This window comes from Streptomyces sp. NPDC107765 (assembly GCF_055657085.1).
This window is the reverse complement of sequence record NZ_JBVKBL010000001.1, coordinates 315,992-330,220: the sequence shown is the minus strand read 5'-3', so window position 1 is coordinate 330,220 and position 14,229 is coordinate 315,992. Positions and strand designations below refer to the sequence as shown.

At 67.8% G+C, this 14,229-nt stretch carries 17 protein-coding genes; 9 read left to right on the top strand and 8 right to left on the bottom strand.

What is annotated here, in order from left to right:
• The 4 genes from ACZ7MX_RS01600 to ACZ7MX_RS01585 form a co-directional block, all read right to left on the bottom strand.
• On the bottom strand, window positions 1-441 hold the full coding sequence (locus tag ACZ7MX_RS01600; RefSeq protein ID WP_472128253.1) for a VOC family protein: 441 nt from the start codon (window positions 439-441) through the stop codon (window positions 1-3).
• A 189-nt stretch (window positions 442-630) separates the two neighbouring features.
• Window positions 631-1,674 carry a hypothetical protein gene (locus tag ACZ7MX_RS01595; RefSeq protein ID WP_472128251.1) on the bottom strand — a complete coding sequence of 348 codons (1,044 nt, stop codon included), beginning with the start codon at window positions 1,672-1,674 and terminating at the stop codon, window positions 631-633.
• Window positions 1,675-1,777: 103 nt separating this feature from the next.
• The gene (locus tag ACZ7MX_RS01590) at window positions 1,778-2,335 is read right to left on the bottom strand and encodes a hypothetical protein (protein ID WP_472128249.1); all 558 of its coding nucleotides are present in this window, start codon (window positions 2,333-2,335) and stop codon (window positions 1,778-1,780) included.
• Window positions 2,336-2,431: 96 nt separating this feature from the next.
• The gene (locus ACZ7MX_RS01585) at window positions 2,432-2,545 is read right to left on the bottom strand and encodes a hypothetical protein (protein ID WP_472128247.1); all 114 of its coding nucleotides are present in this window, start codon (window positions 2,543-2,545) and stop codon (window positions 2,432-2,434) included.
• A gap of 469 nt (window positions 2,546-3,014) precedes the next feature.
• On the opposite strand from ACZ7MX_RS01585, the gene ACZ7MX_RS01580 reads away from it, so the two are divergent.
• Window positions 3,015-3,503 carry a carboxymuconolactone decarboxylase family protein gene (locus ACZ7MX_RS01580; RefSeq protein ID WP_472128245.1) on the top strand — a complete coding sequence of 163 codons (489 nt, stop codon included), beginning with the start codon at window positions 3,015-3,017 and terminating at the stop codon, window positions 3,501-3,503.
• 515 nt (window positions 3,504-4,018) lie between these two features.
• Window positions 4,019-4,504 carry an ATP-binding protein gene (locus tag ACZ7MX_RS01575; protein ID WP_472129249.1) on the top strand — a complete coding sequence of 162 codons (486 nt, stop codon included), beginning with the start codon at window positions 4,019-4,021 and terminating at the stop codon, window positions 4,502-4,504.
• 263 nt (window positions 4,505-4,767) lie between these two features.
• Here the strand turns inward: ACZ7MX_RS01575 and ACZ7MX_RS01570 are convergent, their stop codons facing one another.
• Window positions 4,768-5,235 carry a MarR family winged helix-turn-helix transcriptional regulator gene (locus ACZ7MX_RS01570; protein WP_472128243.1) on the bottom strand — a complete coding sequence of 156 codons (468 nt, stop codon included), beginning with the start codon at window positions 5,233-5,235 and terminating at the stop codon, window positions 4,768-4,770.
• Between the two features lie 61 nt (window positions 5,236-5,296).
• On the opposite strand from ACZ7MX_RS01570, the gene ACZ7MX_RS01565 reads away from it, so the two are divergent.
• Window positions 5,297-5,872 carry an isochorismatase family protein gene (locus tag ACZ7MX_RS01565; protein WP_472128241.1) on the top strand — a complete coding sequence of 192 codons (576 nt, stop codon included), beginning with the start codon at window positions 5,297-5,299 and terminating at the stop codon, window positions 5,870-5,872.
• A 326-nt stretch (window positions 5,873-6,198) separates the two neighbouring features.
• Entirely contained in the window at window positions 6,199-6,909 is a 711-nt protein-coding gene (locus ACZ7MX_RS01560; RefSeq protein ID WP_472128239.1) for a carbon-nitrogen hydrolase family protein, read from the top strand.
• A 209-nt stretch (window positions 6,910-7,118) separates the two neighbouring features.
• On the opposite strand, the gene ACZ7MX_RS01555 is transcribed toward ACZ7MX_RS01560, so the two are convergent.
• Window positions 7,119-8,180, bottom strand: a complete 1,062-nt coding sequence (locus ACZ7MX_RS01555) for a hypothetical protein (RefSeq protein WP_472128237.1) — start codon at window positions 8,178-8,180, stop codon at window positions 7,119-7,121.
• Between the two features lie 192 nt (window positions 8,181-8,372).
• Here ACZ7MX_RS01555 and ACZ7MX_RS01550 point away from each other — a divergent pair, with 192 nt between their 5' ends.
• Entirely contained in the window at window positions 8,373-10,520 is a 2,148-nt protein-coding gene (locus ACZ7MX_RS01550) for a hypothetical protein (protein ID WP_472128235.1), read from the top strand.
• A gap of 88 nt (window positions 10,521-10,608) precedes the next feature.
• Here the strand turns inward: ACZ7MX_RS01550 and ACZ7MX_RS01545 are convergent, their stop codons facing one another.
• Together ACZ7MX_RS01545 and ACZ7MX_RS01540 are read right to left on the bottom strand one after the other, a co-directional pair.
• Window positions 10,609-11,013 (bottom strand): ACT domain-containing protein, encoded by a 405-nt coding sequence (locus ACZ7MX_RS01545; RefSeq protein WP_472128233.1) that lies wholly within the window; start codon window positions 11,011-11,013, stop codon window positions 10,609-10,611.
• Complete coding sequence (locus ACZ7MX_RS01540) at window positions 11,010-11,468, bottom strand: OsmC family protein (protein WP_472128231.1); 459 nt, start codon at window positions 11,466-11,468, stop codon at window positions 11,010-11,012. Before ACZ7MX_RS01540 ends, ACZ7MX_RS01545 begins: the two co-directional genes overlap by 4 nt.
• Before the next feature lie 141 nt (window positions 11,469-11,609).
• On the opposite strand from ACZ7MX_RS01540, the gene ACZ7MX_RS01535 reads away from it, so the two are divergent.
• The 4 genes from ACZ7MX_RS01535 to ACZ7MX_RS01520 all read left to right on the top strand — a co-directional run bounded on the left by ACZ7MX_RS01535 (window position 11,610) and on the right by ACZ7MX_RS01520 (window position 14,179).
• Window positions 11,610-12,092, top strand: coding sequence for a MarR family winged helix-turn-helix transcriptional regulator (locus ACZ7MX_RS01535; RefSeq protein WP_472128229.1), 483 nt, complete (start codon window positions 11,610-11,612; stop codon window positions 12,090-12,092).
• Window positions 12,089-12,544 carry a MarR family transcriptional regulator gene (locus ACZ7MX_RS01530; protein WP_472128227.1) on the top strand — a complete coding sequence of 152 codons (456 nt, stop codon included), beginning with the start codon at window positions 12,089-12,091 and terminating at the stop codon, window positions 12,542-12,544. Before ACZ7MX_RS01535 ends, ACZ7MX_RS01530 begins: the two co-directional genes overlap by 4 nt.
• Window positions 12,545-12,680: 136 nt before the next feature.
• The gene (locus ACZ7MX_RS01525; RefSeq protein ID WP_472128225.1) at window positions 12,681-13,229 is read left to right on the top strand and encodes a YciI family protein; all 549 of its coding nucleotides are present in this window, start codon (window positions 12,681-12,683) and stop codon (window positions 13,227-13,229) included.
• A 287-nt stretch (window positions 13,230-13,516) separates the two neighbouring features.
• Complete coding sequence (locus ACZ7MX_RS01520) at window positions 13,517-14,179, top strand: lysophospholipid acyltransferase family protein (protein ID WP_472128223.1); 663 nt, start codon at window positions 13,517-13,519, stop codon at window positions 14,177-14,179.
• The last annotated feature ends 50 nt before the right edge of the window (window positions 14,180-14,229 follow it).

Genomic DNA, 14,229 nt, shown 5'->3' with positions numbered 1-14,229 from the left:
TCAGCGAAGCTGCTCGGCCAGTCCGACGACGATGCCCTCGGGGCCGCGGACGTAGCAGAGCCGATAGAGGTCCTCGTACTGCTCCAGCTCGCCGACCAGTTCGGCGCCGTGGGTGCGCAGTCGGGCGATGACGTCCTCGATGTCGTCGACGGCGAACATGATGCGACGCATGCCCAGCGTGTTCACCGGCGCGTCTTTCGGCTCGGCGGTGATGGCCTTCGGCCTGTGGAACTTCGCCAGCTCTACTCGGCCGTGGCCGTCCGGGGTCCGCAGCATGGCGATGTCCTGTCGGACGTCGTCGAGCCCGATGACGCGCTCGGCCCAACGCCCCTCAAGTGGCGCCTTGCCCTCCAGCTCCATGCCCAGTTCGACGAAGAACGCAATCACAGCGTCCAGGTCGTCGACAACGATGAGGACGTTGTCCATCCGCCGAATCGCCATGGTGGGTCTCCTCGGTGTGGTGCGGCCACGGTGGCCCCATCTGTCCCTGGGACGGAGTCGACAAGCCAATATCGACACCCCTGCCCCTCGCCTGCGAGAGCCGCGCGGTCTGCGCGATCTGTCAGGGGCGCGGAGCCTCAGCGAGCAGCCGGCACCACCAAGAGGCCTCTGGCCCAGAGGCCAGGAGGCTCAGTCCGTGGGTTCGGGCTCCAGTCGGTCGGTGACGATCTCGGTCATCGACAGGCAGTCGCCGCCGAGGGTGACTCCGCTCGCGGTCACGCTCGGCGTGAGGGACACCGGGCAGGCGCCGGGCCGGTTGACGGCGAAGAGTCCGAAGGTGGCCGTCCCCTCGGCGATCTCGTCACTGTGGGCGTGGCCGTAATAGACCTGAACCCCGTCGGGCTGGCAGAGCAGCACGTGGAATCCGCCGGTGCCGTCGGGCCAGGTGAGGACCAGGTAGCGCACGGAATGGTCCGTGCCGAGCGGCGCGAGCGTGGTGACCACTCCGGCCAGCGACGGGCCCTGCAGGAACGTGTCCGGCATGCTCATCCGGATGTCGGAGTCGATGCAGAGCAGCATCCGTTCCTCGCCGCACTCGATGGCGAGCATCCCTTCCTGCTCGGGCCGCACCATGTACAGCTCACCGGCAGACATCCGGCCGAGCAGCGCGACGTCCTCCGCCGTCGGCGCAGCGGTGCTGATGAAGAACACGTTGTTCTCGTCGGCGGGGATGGCAACGATGCCCGTATCGTCCGGGGCGGTGAGCTCAAATCCCGCCAACCCCGCCCGGTAGGCGATCACCGACAGTGCGAAGGCGGCCTGGTCACCGACCGGATCCCCGGCCGGGGGCGCCATCTGGGCCAGGGCGCCCAGGGAGTCGGAGAGGGCCACCTGCTGCAGGGTGCGCCAGGCGGCGAGCGCAATGACCGGTTCGTCGGAGAGCGCCGCTGCCTGGGCCAACGGCACGGCGTCGCGGCCCATCACCGTCGCCCGGTCGAGCGCTGCGGCGACCGTGAAGGGGTCCGGCGCAGGCTCCGCCACCACCTGTCCGACTGCCTGTGCCAGCGCCCCCAGCGGGCTCGGGTCGATCAGGGAGAGGATGCCCAGGGCGCGGACCCGGTCTTCGTCCTCCGCGGCGAGCGCACGGCCCAGGGCGTCGGCGAGGTCGTCGGCGTCGAGCGCAGCCAGGAGCGAGGGGTCCCCCCCCGTCCTTGGACGCGAGCAGCTGGTCAATGCGGTCGGTCATGGTCTCCGCGCCTCTCTCGCAACCCTGTGGGGTCTGACAGGGACTGGTGGGGTCTGACGGGGGCCTGTGGGGTCCGACAGGCAGTCCGACCTACAGGGTGACCTGGCAATGGCTGATCATCTTGACCGCCTGCGCGGGCGTGACCCCCGTGTTGGTCCCCGACTGCGCCCGCATGAAGTTCGCGGGGCCGCACAGCGATTCGTCCTTCTCGCAGTGCGGCAGGCCCAGGAAGTGACCGACCTCGTGGGCGAAGGTATTGCCGCTGTTCGCCGGGACGCCGTTCAGGGACACCACAGGTGCTCTCAGTCGACGCTTGGCCTTGTTCTTCCCGCACGCCCCGGGCGTGGGGGAGTACCCGTCGGCCTTGGGGTCGAAAATGCGCTTCACGACGAAGACGTCGAGAGCGTCGTTGCTGCGCACGGCAAACCGGTCGGCCAGTGCCATGGCGTCGGCCGCTCCCCTGATGATGGCGTTCGCCCCGGCGACGCTGAGCTCGATCTTGAAGCGGTTGACCGTGCCGATCACCGGACCATGTGTGGCGAAGATCGTCTTCATGACGTCCACGGAGTCGTTGACCTGCTTCGACTCCGCCGCGGTGAACGTCTCCTCGGCGACGACAATCAGATTGATGTCGACGTGCACTGCCATGCCAGCTCCAGAGGTGGCGATGTCGGAGAGGTGACGACTCCGAAGGTCCCTCCCGAAAAGGATGACGGCGGATCGGGCAGGCCGCCACTCGGCGGTTCAGTCGTCATCGGAGGAGCGGAGGATGCCGGGGAGTTCGTCCATCCACGCCAGCACCGCTCTCTCGTAATGGATGCCGAACCGCAGCGTACTGCGCTGGTACTTGTCGAACACGGGATCGGCGTCGAACTCCTGGTAGCCCTTCGGCGAAGGCCGCGCGCCCGGAATCGGTGAGGCGGTACGGGCGGGCCGACCTCGCTCGGGCGGGCTGGGCCTGGACCATGCCGGTCAGGAGGCGGCCGCTCCGTACGGCGACCCGATGTACCGGTACCTCTACGAGGGGCGGATCTGCGACCGGTACGACTCCAAGGAACCGGCGCCGGCGGCTCCGATTCCCACGACTCCCACCTTCAGGCGGCGCCGGCTCCTAGCGATGGGGGCGCGACCGCTCTCGGCCGGCTTGCTGGCTCACCGTAAGCACAGCGGTTGAGGTCCTGCGGCGACGCGTCCGTCCGTACGCGGCGCAACCAGATTGGTTCGTAGAGCGGCGAGAAAATTTCTTCGGGTTCCTGTCACACCTTGGTGGGTTGGCCCGTCGGTGCAGTGAAGCAGCCGCCAACAGGCCGATGTGAAGGAGCCAATCATGACGAACACCTCGATCTCCCGTATGCCGAACCCGTCCGAGTTCGTGCCCGAGTTGAACGACGTCAGCGCCGCTCTGTTCAGGGCCACGGGTAACCGCTCGGTACCGCGCACCACGCTGAGCCTGGTCCACCTGCGTGCCGGACAGATCGTCGGCAACACCTACCTGACGGTGCTGAACACCGGCTTCCTGCGGAAGGCCGGGGAATCGGAGGAGCGCATCACCGCCGTATCCTCCTGGCAGGACGCCCCGTACTTCAGTGACGCCGAACGTGCCGCGCTGGCCTTGGTGGAGGCCACCCTGCAGCCCGCGCCGCACGGCCAGGAGCGCGTGTCCGACGAACTGTACGCCGAGGTCGCCAGGCACTACGACGAAAAGGCGCTGGCCACTCTCACCATTGCGATCGGCCAGATCAGCTTCTTCATCGCCCTGGCTGTCATCGGCAAGCCGCAGCCGGTCAGCTCTCTCGCCGACGAGCAGTGGGACTGACCTGAGCCGTCCGTTACGCGGGTGCTGAACTCCTCGCCGGCGCCGGCATTTTGGCTGGGGGTGGACGGATGCCGGAGCAATCGCTGCGGACCGGCCTCCTCTCCACCCTCACTTTCATGGCGGAGGTTTCCGTCCGATGCCTGCGGGAAGCGGTCGGCGAGTCCAGACCTCTGGCCAAGGCACGCAAGGAGGTGGCACGCAGGAAGCGCGCGGTGGAGGAAGCCCTGGAGCATCACGCCCCGTACAGTCAACACGCAAATGGTATCCACCACTTGACGCTCGACAGAGAGTCGGTACGGCTGGCCGGCTCGGTCGGTCCGGCTTCCGGGAAATGGGGCACCGTGTCCTCGACTGTGCTCAGGGCTCAGCCTTGCCTGGGCAGGGGGTGCGGACGATTCCGCTTTATCACGCTGACTGGACGCATCAGGGCGGACCGTGCCGAACGGTACCTCTGCGGCACGCATGGTGGCAGGCTGGGTACTGACGCACGCGTGAAGGGGAGTGAGGTGAGGCCGGTGGGTTCCCATGCGGACGGGGACGGCTGTAGGGCGCTGGATGAGCATCTGATGCGCGCCGGCTACGCCCTGGATGGAGATGACGGGTGCATCGCTGATGCTCGCCACTACGCCATGGCCTTCCTCGATCGGGCCCACGCGAACCATCAGCTGTCGGTGCCCGCACGTGTGAGGGACCTTATTCAGCTGGTGGTCAGCGAGCTGGTCACCAACGCCCGCAAGTACGCCCCTGGCCCGGCTCTGATGGAACTGCGTATCAACGCCGTCAGCGTGGACGTCGTCGTATGGGACAGCGACCCCACCGTCCCAGCGGCCCGGCCCACCGATCCCGGCAGGATCGGCCAACACGGTCTGGAGATCGTCAAGGCGGTGGCGGAGGGCCTCTTCATCGAGCAGGAGCCGGTCGGCAAGCGCATCACCGCCCGCATCGCTCTGGCCGACACAGACAATCAGACGCACCACAACCACAACCCGCACCCGACGTAGCCGCCGGTACCGGGCTAGCGTCCGATCCCGCGTCGACGCTGCGCTCCTACCGCCTCAAGCGACGTACAGGCGGCATCCAATCGGCGCGCAAATGGTACATAAACGACACATGGAAACGACGTAACGGTCAGCGGGGCCATTCGGCCGCTTGGTGAATCGGGCCGCCTCCGCCATGCCGTGCACTCGTAGAGCTGGAGCTCCAGCGGTAGATCGTGGTCTCACTGGTGAGCCCGGTCCCAGTCAGTCGCAGCATCGCACGGAGATCATTCGTGGTCCTCGGTTGCAGAGGGCAGCAGCCCCTGACGAGCGGCCAGTCGGTCCAGCAGGCCGGCGAGTGCGGCGCTTTCCGGCGCGGTGAGGTCCGCCGCGAATTCCGCGTCGGCGGACTGTGCCAGTTCTCCGCAGACGGCGAGCAGTTCCCGGCCGCGCTCGGTGAGTGTCAGTAGCTGGCGTCGGCGGTCGGCCGGGTCTCTCACCCGATCAATCGCACCTAGCTTCTGGAGGTGGTCGGCGAGTGCCACGACCAGGCTGGGCGCGACACCCATCACCCCGGCTACCTCAAGCTGCGACGAAGCCCTCCCGGCGTCCAGCACGACCATCAATCCGACGTGTTTGGGCTTGAGTTCGTGGGGCTCGATGCGTTCCGCGAAGAGCTCGGTTGCCATCGCCCCGAGTACGCCGAGGCGGAAAACGACACTGGAGTTCACGTTGCTGGGAGCCACGGAGGGCATGCTACAGTAGGAGAATCATTCAGGCCGTGAATGATTAGACTTGTGACTGAAAGGGCCCGTCATGCTCAGCCCTGCCACCGTCCAACTGCACCTCGCCGACCTCCAGGAAGGCATCGTCGAGCTCAGCGGCACGACTCCACCGGCCACGATCAGGCGATCCGTCAGCTTCCTGGCCAAGCTGGCCCACCTGTTGGACATCCCGGTCACCCTCTCGGCAGCGCCACGTCCGGGAGGCCCCGCAGTCATCGAGGAGGCGTCCATCGCCGGAGCGCCCGTCTTCGTCCGTAGCGGACCGTGTGCCTGGGACGATGTGCCCACCCGCCAGGCCATCACCGCCCAGCCTCGGAAGAACCTCGTTCTCTGCGGCGTGACCAGCGAGATCGTCGTACTGCACACGGCACTGGACGCCATCGCGGCAGGCTTTGAGGTCACCGTGCTCCTGGACGCCTGTGGTGGGCTCTCGCCGCGCACCGAGCAGGCCGCCTTCCGCCAGATCGAGGCGGCCGGAGGCCGGATCACCGGCGTCGCCAGCTTCGCCTCCGACCTCGTACGCGACTTCACCACCCCGACGGGCCGCCAGGTGATCGCGGCCCTGCATGGCCTGATCCAGCAGCCTGCGGCCGACCCGGCACGGTAGCGGCCAGCGCAAGGGGCGGTCTGACGGAGTTCCTGGAGGCCGTGCGGACCTTCGTGGGCCCCTGTGGGTGGGATGCCCGTCCCCGCTGCTCAGCCCCACGGCCAGCGCGCGACCTCACGCCACGAACTCTCCAGATCTGCTGGTGAGGCAGGTCCGCAGATAGAGACACCGTTCATGCGGGCCAACTACAACACTCACGTACCCACGACATCGCTCACGTACCAACTGCAACGCTCACGGGCCAACCAGAGCCTGACTTTTCGATTACGTGATGCCTGGCAGCACCCCTGGCAACCGTCGACGTACCAGGCTGGCATGCTAGGGCCATGAAGATCGCGACAGCTCAGTTCACCTGCGTTCCTGCGGACATTTCGGCGAACGTGCAGCAGATGGCTTCCCTCGCCGACGAGGCACGTGTTCAGGGAGCTGAGCTGGTGGTCTTCCCCGAGCTGGCGCTGACCGGGTACGAGCTGGAAGCCGTGCTTGCCCGGCGTGAGCTGTGGGTGCAGTCGGGCGACGACCCGCGTCTGGATGCGGTCAGGGCGTCTGGTGTGGCCAGCGTCGTCAATTGTGTTGCCCCCACCGACGGGGAGCGACCTGCCATCGAGACGTTGGTCTTCGGCGCTGACGGCGAGCTGATCACCACGTATCGCAAACAGCATTTGTTCGAGCACGAGCAGGACGTGTTCCAGGCAGGACGGAGTGACGGGCGATTTGAGCTCGGAGGACTTCGTTTCGCTCTGGCCACGTGCTTCGACAACCACTTCTCCGAACTCGTCGCCCGTGGCGCCGCCGATGGGTGTCACGTGCATCTGGCCAGCTCGCTGTACGGCACGGGCGGCGGCGTGGAAGAGCTGGCGACGGTGTATCCGGGCATCGCCAAGAAGTTCAATCTGTACGTGGTGATGGCCAACCATGTGGGCCCTGCGGGGGAGTGGACCGGCTGCGGCCGCTCCGCCCTGTGGGCACCGGGCGGCGCCCTGCTCGCCCAGGCCGATGCTGACACGCCCATGGTGGTCACCGCAGAGGTCGGGTAGAGCCGGCTTTCTGCGCCATCCAACGCACCCTGCCCCTGGTGGCCGGGCTGGCCTTCGACGACGGGCTGCTCCGGCTGGACGAACCCGTGTGCCGCTCGGTCGGCCAGCCGCAGTTCGGCGGGGCAGGGAACACGGACGAAGGATCACCTGGCGGCACCTGCTGGACCGGTCCAGGCAATTGCCTGTGGAGATCCGTTACGGGACGGCGCTCAGGGACGTTGCATGCCCCGTACGCTGTCCAACAGGTCGAGTCCGCCGCCCGCCGATCCACGTTGCGTCCAGGAGAGCGCAATGATCCCCACCGCGCTGATCACATAGGTGGTGACCGTTGCCGGTACGTCGAGCAGGGTCAAAACGACGCCCAGTGCCGCCACCGCAGCTACGGCAGCCACCGGCCGGTAACGTCCCCGGTCTGGAACGGCTGTCACACCGGCGAGGGTTGGCGCGTCGAGAAGCGCTCCGAGGGAACCGGTGGCGTAGCGGTCCATGCTGGTGAGGACGAGTTGCGCAATGTCTCGCAGCGCGTCGTCGTCCCCCTCGTCGAGACGGGATTCAGCTTGGTGGAGGGCAGCCACCACCTTGCGGGCATGTTCGCTGAGCCCTCTTTGACGGTGGGATCTGCGGGGGACAGTACCTCGCCTACGGCTTGCCATGACGATGGCGGTTGCGTAGCTGTCCAACGCCGGAGCCACAGCTCGGAGCTTCTTGGTTCGGCTCTGGCCCCGCGCGGTTCGGGCGGCAGCGCAGGCGGAGATCGCTTTGCTGCCCAGGCCGAGTAGCTTCCACCGGCGGGCGTTGACTGACTTGGTGGACAGGGAGGGTGAGGTTCCGGTGGCTGTACCCCAGAGCAGGAGCCACGCAAGCCAGTAGAGGAGGAGGAAGAGGGTAAGTAAGCCTCCGAAGATGGCAGCGGGGACGATTCCCGCAGCCAGTTCCTCCGGTCTCGCTTGGGTGAGGCGTCGCAGTACTTCCTCCCACCAGGTCACGAAATGCTCGTCGCGTCCGGTGAAGGCATCCAAGGATTGACGTGCCGGAATGACCGTGAGACCCCACAGCCAATAGCCGGCAATGAGTTGCTTGGTCAGCGTCAGAGGGCCCTCCGCCTGCGCGTACCTCCGAAGCCCCACTCGGATCGCGGGCGACGGTCGTGAGCCGAGACAGAGGGCTCGCAGGCTCTCCTCCAACGACTTGACTGCTGTATCGCCACGACGAAGACGTAAGCGCCGTACCAGGCCGGCCAAGCGGCGTCGGGTTGCACCGATGTACGACACGCTACAAATCCTCCGTCCGGGATGCAGCCCTGGCGGCCCGCACCATGCGACGCCCGCCAGCCCCCGCCACCGTGGGGAACCGAGAAGATAGCAGTGCTAGGCGATCCGTGTGTGCCGGTACCACTTCGCGCAACAGGAGACACAGCCGGGACGGCTCTGCCAGTCTGAAGGGGTGATCACGAAGGAGGTCGCGTGAGCGACGAGGAGAAGTCCCGTCTCGGCGAGTTCAGTTCCCGGCTGGAGAGCGGCGACATCGACGTTGTCCGTGGGGCTCTGGAGGATTACCAGTCAGCGCAGGCAGACACCAGGTGGGGCGGGGACAACCCCTACTGGCCGCTGGACGACGAGGTGCGCTTCGCCGCCCGAGACCTCCTTGGGCGATCTCCGTCCGGCCGCAGCCACGCGAGCGCTCTCACCGTGTTGTGGCACCTCGCCGAGGAGGAGGACGCGGACTTGATCGCCGATGTCCTCGGAGGCGCCCCGGACGGCGAGGTACGGAAGATGGCGCTGCTCGCGGCCGGCACCGCCCTCGCGCAGGGCGAGGAGCCGAACGGGCGGCTGTTTGCGCTGATCAGCGACATGGTGCTGGACGAGCGAATCGATGTCGGGGATCGCAAGGACGCCATGCAGGCCCTGGACGATCTCGACCTCCCAGAGGTCGAGGACCTCATCGTTCGGCTCAGCGAGTCGTCCGCACTGGAACTCCAGGTGTACGCGGCAGGTTGTCTCGCGACGCCCCAGCGGCTCCGCGCCCACCGCGACCGCGTCCGGCGGCTCGTCCAGTCCTGGCCGGAGGACGCGGGTCGGGAGGCCGAGCACATTCGTCGTGAAGCGTGCGAGGGCTTCCACAGCACCTACTGGAAGGACACCGAGCTGGACGATCCCGTGCTCCGCAAGGCTCACGACGAGCTGAGGTTCCCGCTCAGCGACGAGGAATGCCTGCACGCATTCACCACCCTGCTCCGCAGCGAGGACCCGGTCGCCGTAGGTATCGCGCTCGACCATTACGAATCCTCGGAGGGGCTGCGCGGTGTCCTGGAGGACGAGGAACGTGCCGAGGCCTACCTGCCCGAGGTGCTGGCCCGCGCTCGTGAGGTGCTCCGGCGGCCGATATCTCCCGCCGAGGTGAGTGCGCTGAACATGATCGGGGCGCGGCATGCCGAGCCCCGCGACGCGGACCTCCTGCTGGATGTCCTCCTGCGCACCGACTCCAACTCCGTGCGAGCAGAGGCCATTTGGGTGGCCTCCGGCGTGCTCGATGGGGCCGAGGTGAAGGACCACAGGCTCGTCGCCGCCCTGGGCGACCTGATCTTCGACCCCTCCGTCGGCTTCTATGTCACGAAGGAGACGGCGATCCGCGTCCTGGCCGACAGCCTCGGCGCGGACGCGGACGACATTCTCCTCCGGGCGCTCCGCGAAGGTGAGCCGGAGGTGCAGGCCCACGCGGCCTATCACCTGGTCGAGACGGGAGGTCTGGATCGGCACCGGGCCACGCTGGAGGCAGTCGCCGAGAGCTGGGGTGACCAACCTCCCCATCGCCCCTGGGGCCAGGACCCCATCGAGCTGATCTTCGGCAAGCCGCACAGCATCCACTGGACAGGACATCGGCTGGCGGACCCGGACCTGTATCGCGCCCACAAGAGGCTGAGGGCTCCCGCGGTGGACGAGTCGTACCACCAGGCGCTTCGTACGCTGCTCGAAAGCGATGACCAGGCGGCCGTGGGCATCGCACTCGACCACTGGTGGAGTCCCGACGGCGCGGTGAAGCGGGGCGGCGAGGAAGCACGGGAACCGGAGAGGGCACTCGTCCTGGAGCGCATCCGGGAGGTGCTGCGGCAGCCTCCCTCGCCGGCCGGGCTCAGTCGCATGTACGGGCCCGAGGCCAAGCACCTCTCCGCGCTGTCGGCATTGGACGTCGTGGCAGCGGAAGAGCCGTCCCTGCTGGCCGAAGTCGTGGAGGCCACCGCGGACGACCGCGTGCGCCAGCGGGTTCTCGATGCGGTGGAAGCGGTGTTCAGCGACGCGGAGGAAGCTGACCTACGGCTCGTCGAGGCGCTGGGCAATGTCGCCTGCGACGAGAACGTGCCGTTGCACGACCGCCTCAGGGCACTGGGACTGCTGGATGAGTCTCCGGGGACCAACTCCGTTGAGGCGCTGGTCCGGGCGACGCGGTGCCCCGAGGTGGAGGTTCAAGCCGCCGCGGCGTGGGGGTTGATGTGGGAAGAGGTCATCGAGGACCATCGCGCCATGCTTGAGGAGTTGAGCGCGAACTGGCCTGTGGAGGACGCCCCGTGGGAGGTCACGCGGGCGCGGGACATGCTCAACGCCGCCAAGAAGTGAGGCCGGCCGCGGGCGCGTGCAGGTAAGAGGAGGAGCCCCGGGGCCGGCGCGGCTCGGCTGTCCCCGCGCAGGACCTCCCACCTCGGAGTCAGCGGTTCTCCCAGCGCACGAGGACGTCACGGCATGCCTTCGCGTGCTCCTCAGCGACCACCAGGACGAGATTGCCGGCATGATCGCTGTATTGGACCAGTACGTTGACTCCTGCATCGCCCAACCGCCGTGCCAGTGCGCCGAGTTGCCCAGGCGTCTCCTGGGCCAGCCGGGTCATGACGACATCCCGGACAGTCGCCGGGCCGAGCTGGGTCTCGCTGGCAGCCTGGAGCGCGAGCGGGCCGTTGTCGATGAGGTAGTGAGCGACGGCTTGGCCGTCGTAGGTGAACACGCCGCCGCCTTCCAGGCTCACGCCGGCGCGGCCGAGGGCTTGGCCCAGGTCGGCCAGTGCGCCCGGCCGGTCGGGCAGGTGGACCTCAAGATCCTGCAGATGGACAGTCATGCGGTCACCACCGTGGTGGTCACTTCGACGGGTACCGACAGCGAGTTGGCGATGTAGCACTCGCGGTGAGCCTGTTCAGCCAGCTCCTGGACCGTGGCCGTGTCGGTCCCGGCAGCGACCCTGACGGTGACAGCCAGGTGAATGGCACCGAGGCGGGTGGGCTTGGCCGCCAGGTCGAGGTGACTGGTCGCTTGGTCCTCGTAGGCCAGCACGTTGATACCGGCACGGGCGACGATGCCGAGGAAAGACAGCATCTGGCAGGAGGAGGAAGCCATGACGACGAGCTGCTCCGGGTTGAGCCGCTCAGGGCTGCCCCGGAAAGCCGGGTCCGCGCTCAATGCCACTTGGGTGGGGACGGGTGGTGCGATGGCGACGTGGTCGCGGGAGTAGGAGCGGATGCCGGCGGCAGTGGAGCCGTCCCAGCGCAGGTGGGTGGCGTACGTGTGCGAGCTCATGGGGGGACCGTAGGCTCGGGGTGTTTCGGTGGTCGCCGACATGTCGCACCCATATGGGGTGTCCTTGTGGAGGGATAGCAACCGGCACCCGGTGCAGAGGAATAGTAGCCATGTACATAGTATCCATGTACTGTAAGCCGGGTGAGTTCAGTAACTGAGGGTGCCACTGCAGGATTCCTGGTCTGGCGCTTGTCGATGAAATGGCGGGTGGCCGTCGACCGGGCGGTTGCGCCGTTGGGCCTGACCCATGCGCAGTACGCGCTGATGGCGTCGCTCCACGGCATGGGCCGCTCCAGACTGCGGCCCAGTCAACGTCAGCTCGCCGACACCACAGGACTCGAACCGCTCTACGTTTCCAAGCTCGCCCGTGCCCTGGAGGCCGCCGGACTCGTCGCCCGTACCCGGGACCCGCACGACCCGCGCGCGATGCAGCTGTCGCTCACCGAGCAGGGGCGCGACGTCACACGCCGAGCGATCAAGGTGGTTCAGGGACTGCTGGACCAGTTGCTGGAGCCGCTCGGGGGACAGGGCAGCCCGCGCACAAGGCAGTTCACCCGCGAACTGGCGACCCTGCTCGACACACCTCTTGATCCGCACACCGAGAACGACGAGGAGCAGTCATGACCACCACCGCACCCACAGTCAATGGCCGGGTCATAGCCCTGGCGCACTATGCCGGGCGTGCCCTCGTGGAGCGCATCATGGCCCGTCACGGCGCCACGTTCCATCAGAGCGTGGCCCTTCGGGCCGTTGTGGCCGCGGGCGAGTCCATCGGCAGGGGCGAGCTCGTCGGCGACGTCACCGGCTCGCTGAAGATCGACGAGTCGGTCGTGCGGAGCGTAATCGAGGAGCTGACGGCCACGAAGCTGCTGGAAGAGGACCCGGCGGAGGCGGTGTCCTCGTCCCGGTTGCGGCTCACGGACGCCGGACGCGAGCTGTGCGAGAGCACCGCCGCCGAGACTGCCGAGATCTCCGCCCGGCTGTACGCCGGTATCCCGGTCGAGGACCTGGCGATCGCGGGCCGCGTATTGACACTGGTCACGGAGCGGGCGAACGCCGAGCTGGCCGGCGCCTGAGGTTTGTGTCTGGCCGAGCACGATCGGGGCTTGGTGCTCCTTCTCCGGGCCCACCTTCCTCGCCTCCCTCACGTGGGGGCCTCGGATCGCTGAAACGCGTTGAGATGCTGCCGTGCGTTGGGGAGGATCTACGGTCATGGAGTTTTTCTGCTATCACCGTGATCGGGTCGACTCCGGGTCGCTGCGCGACGAACTGGCGGAGGAGCACTGGTCCTACATGGACCAGTACGCGAAGGAGTTGATCGCGCGCGGCCCGACCTTCGCCGACGACGGGGAAACGCCGACCGGCAGCGTGCACATCGTCGACCTGCCGGATCCTGCTGCAGCCCGTGCCTTCGCCTTCGACGAGCCCAACTACCAGGCGGGCGTGTACCGGGACGTGCTGCTGCGCCGGTGGCGCAACATGCTGGGGCGGACCATGTGGGATTTTCCCGGCGGCCGGACGGACGGCAATCGGTACCTGGTGCTTGGCCTCGGCCCGGAGCAGACCGCCGATGTTGCGGTGCCACCCAACCGGGACGAACTGATCGCGTTCGGGCCGCTGCTGTCTGACGACGGCACCACGTGGCTGGGCACGGCAGCGCTGGTGCGGGCCCCTGGCCCGGATGCGGCACGGGCTGTCCTGACCCCGAGCACGTACGCGGAGATCGAGGTCCACGACTGGGAGTTCGGCGGGCGGCGGTGACAAAGCTCCCCGGAGGAATGCCGCGCGTTACTGTCCCTACGACTTCGAAGAGAACGTCGAGCCCACCGCCATCCGGAGGCCAACAGCCTGAGCGGTGAGAGCGCAGTCACGGGCCGCCACCAGGGGCTGCCTGGTGAGAGAGGGGAAAGCGGGAGGTGTGGGTCCCGGAGGTTCTGGGTTCCGAGGAACCACTGCACAGTCAGGATGAGTACGGCGACTCACGCGAACAGCGGCGCCCCGCGGCGACGATGAGGGTCTGCATCGTTCAGGAAACCGGGGGACCGCTCATGCTCAGCCGCATCGCCGATACTCTGGTGCCCGTTTTCGGCCGTCTGTCGGTGACGGTCGACCCCGGCGCCGAGTTTGTGCCGGGCAGCCTGATCGTCGCCAATCACACGTCGCTGGCGGATCCCGCGGTCGTGCTCGCCGCCCTGCACCGCCTGGGTCCAGACCCGCTCATCATGGCGGCGGCGGGTCTGTGGCGCATTCCGCTGCTGGGTCGCATCCTGAGCCGTGAGGGGCACATTCCCGTCCATCGTGGCGACCGGCGCGCCGTTGACGCGTTGGAAACCGCGGCAAGGGCGCTGGAGCGGGGGCGGTTGGTCCTGATCTACGCGGAAGGTGGTCTGCCGCGGCGACGGGATGCCGCCGAGGCGGCTCCGGCGGCGTTCCGCAGTGGGCTGGCCAGGCTGGCGGAGCGCACCGGCGCACGGGTTGTGCCCGTGGGACAGGCCGGTGCGCGCCGACTGGCCTCCGGCAGCGTCGCCAAGCAGTTCGCCGGCCTGGCCACCGCGCCGCTGCGGCGGCCTTCGATGCACGTCCACGTGGGAGCGCCCGTGGAGCTGACCGGTGACCGCCTCGCGCGCACGGCCGTGGCGCGGACCGCGGTGACGGCCGCGTGGCGCACGGCGGCCTCCCAACTTGGCGAGCCCGCCGCCCTCGCCGCGTAACCCATTGGTGGGGTCCTCGGCGACGGGACTCGAACCCGCACTCCCCATCA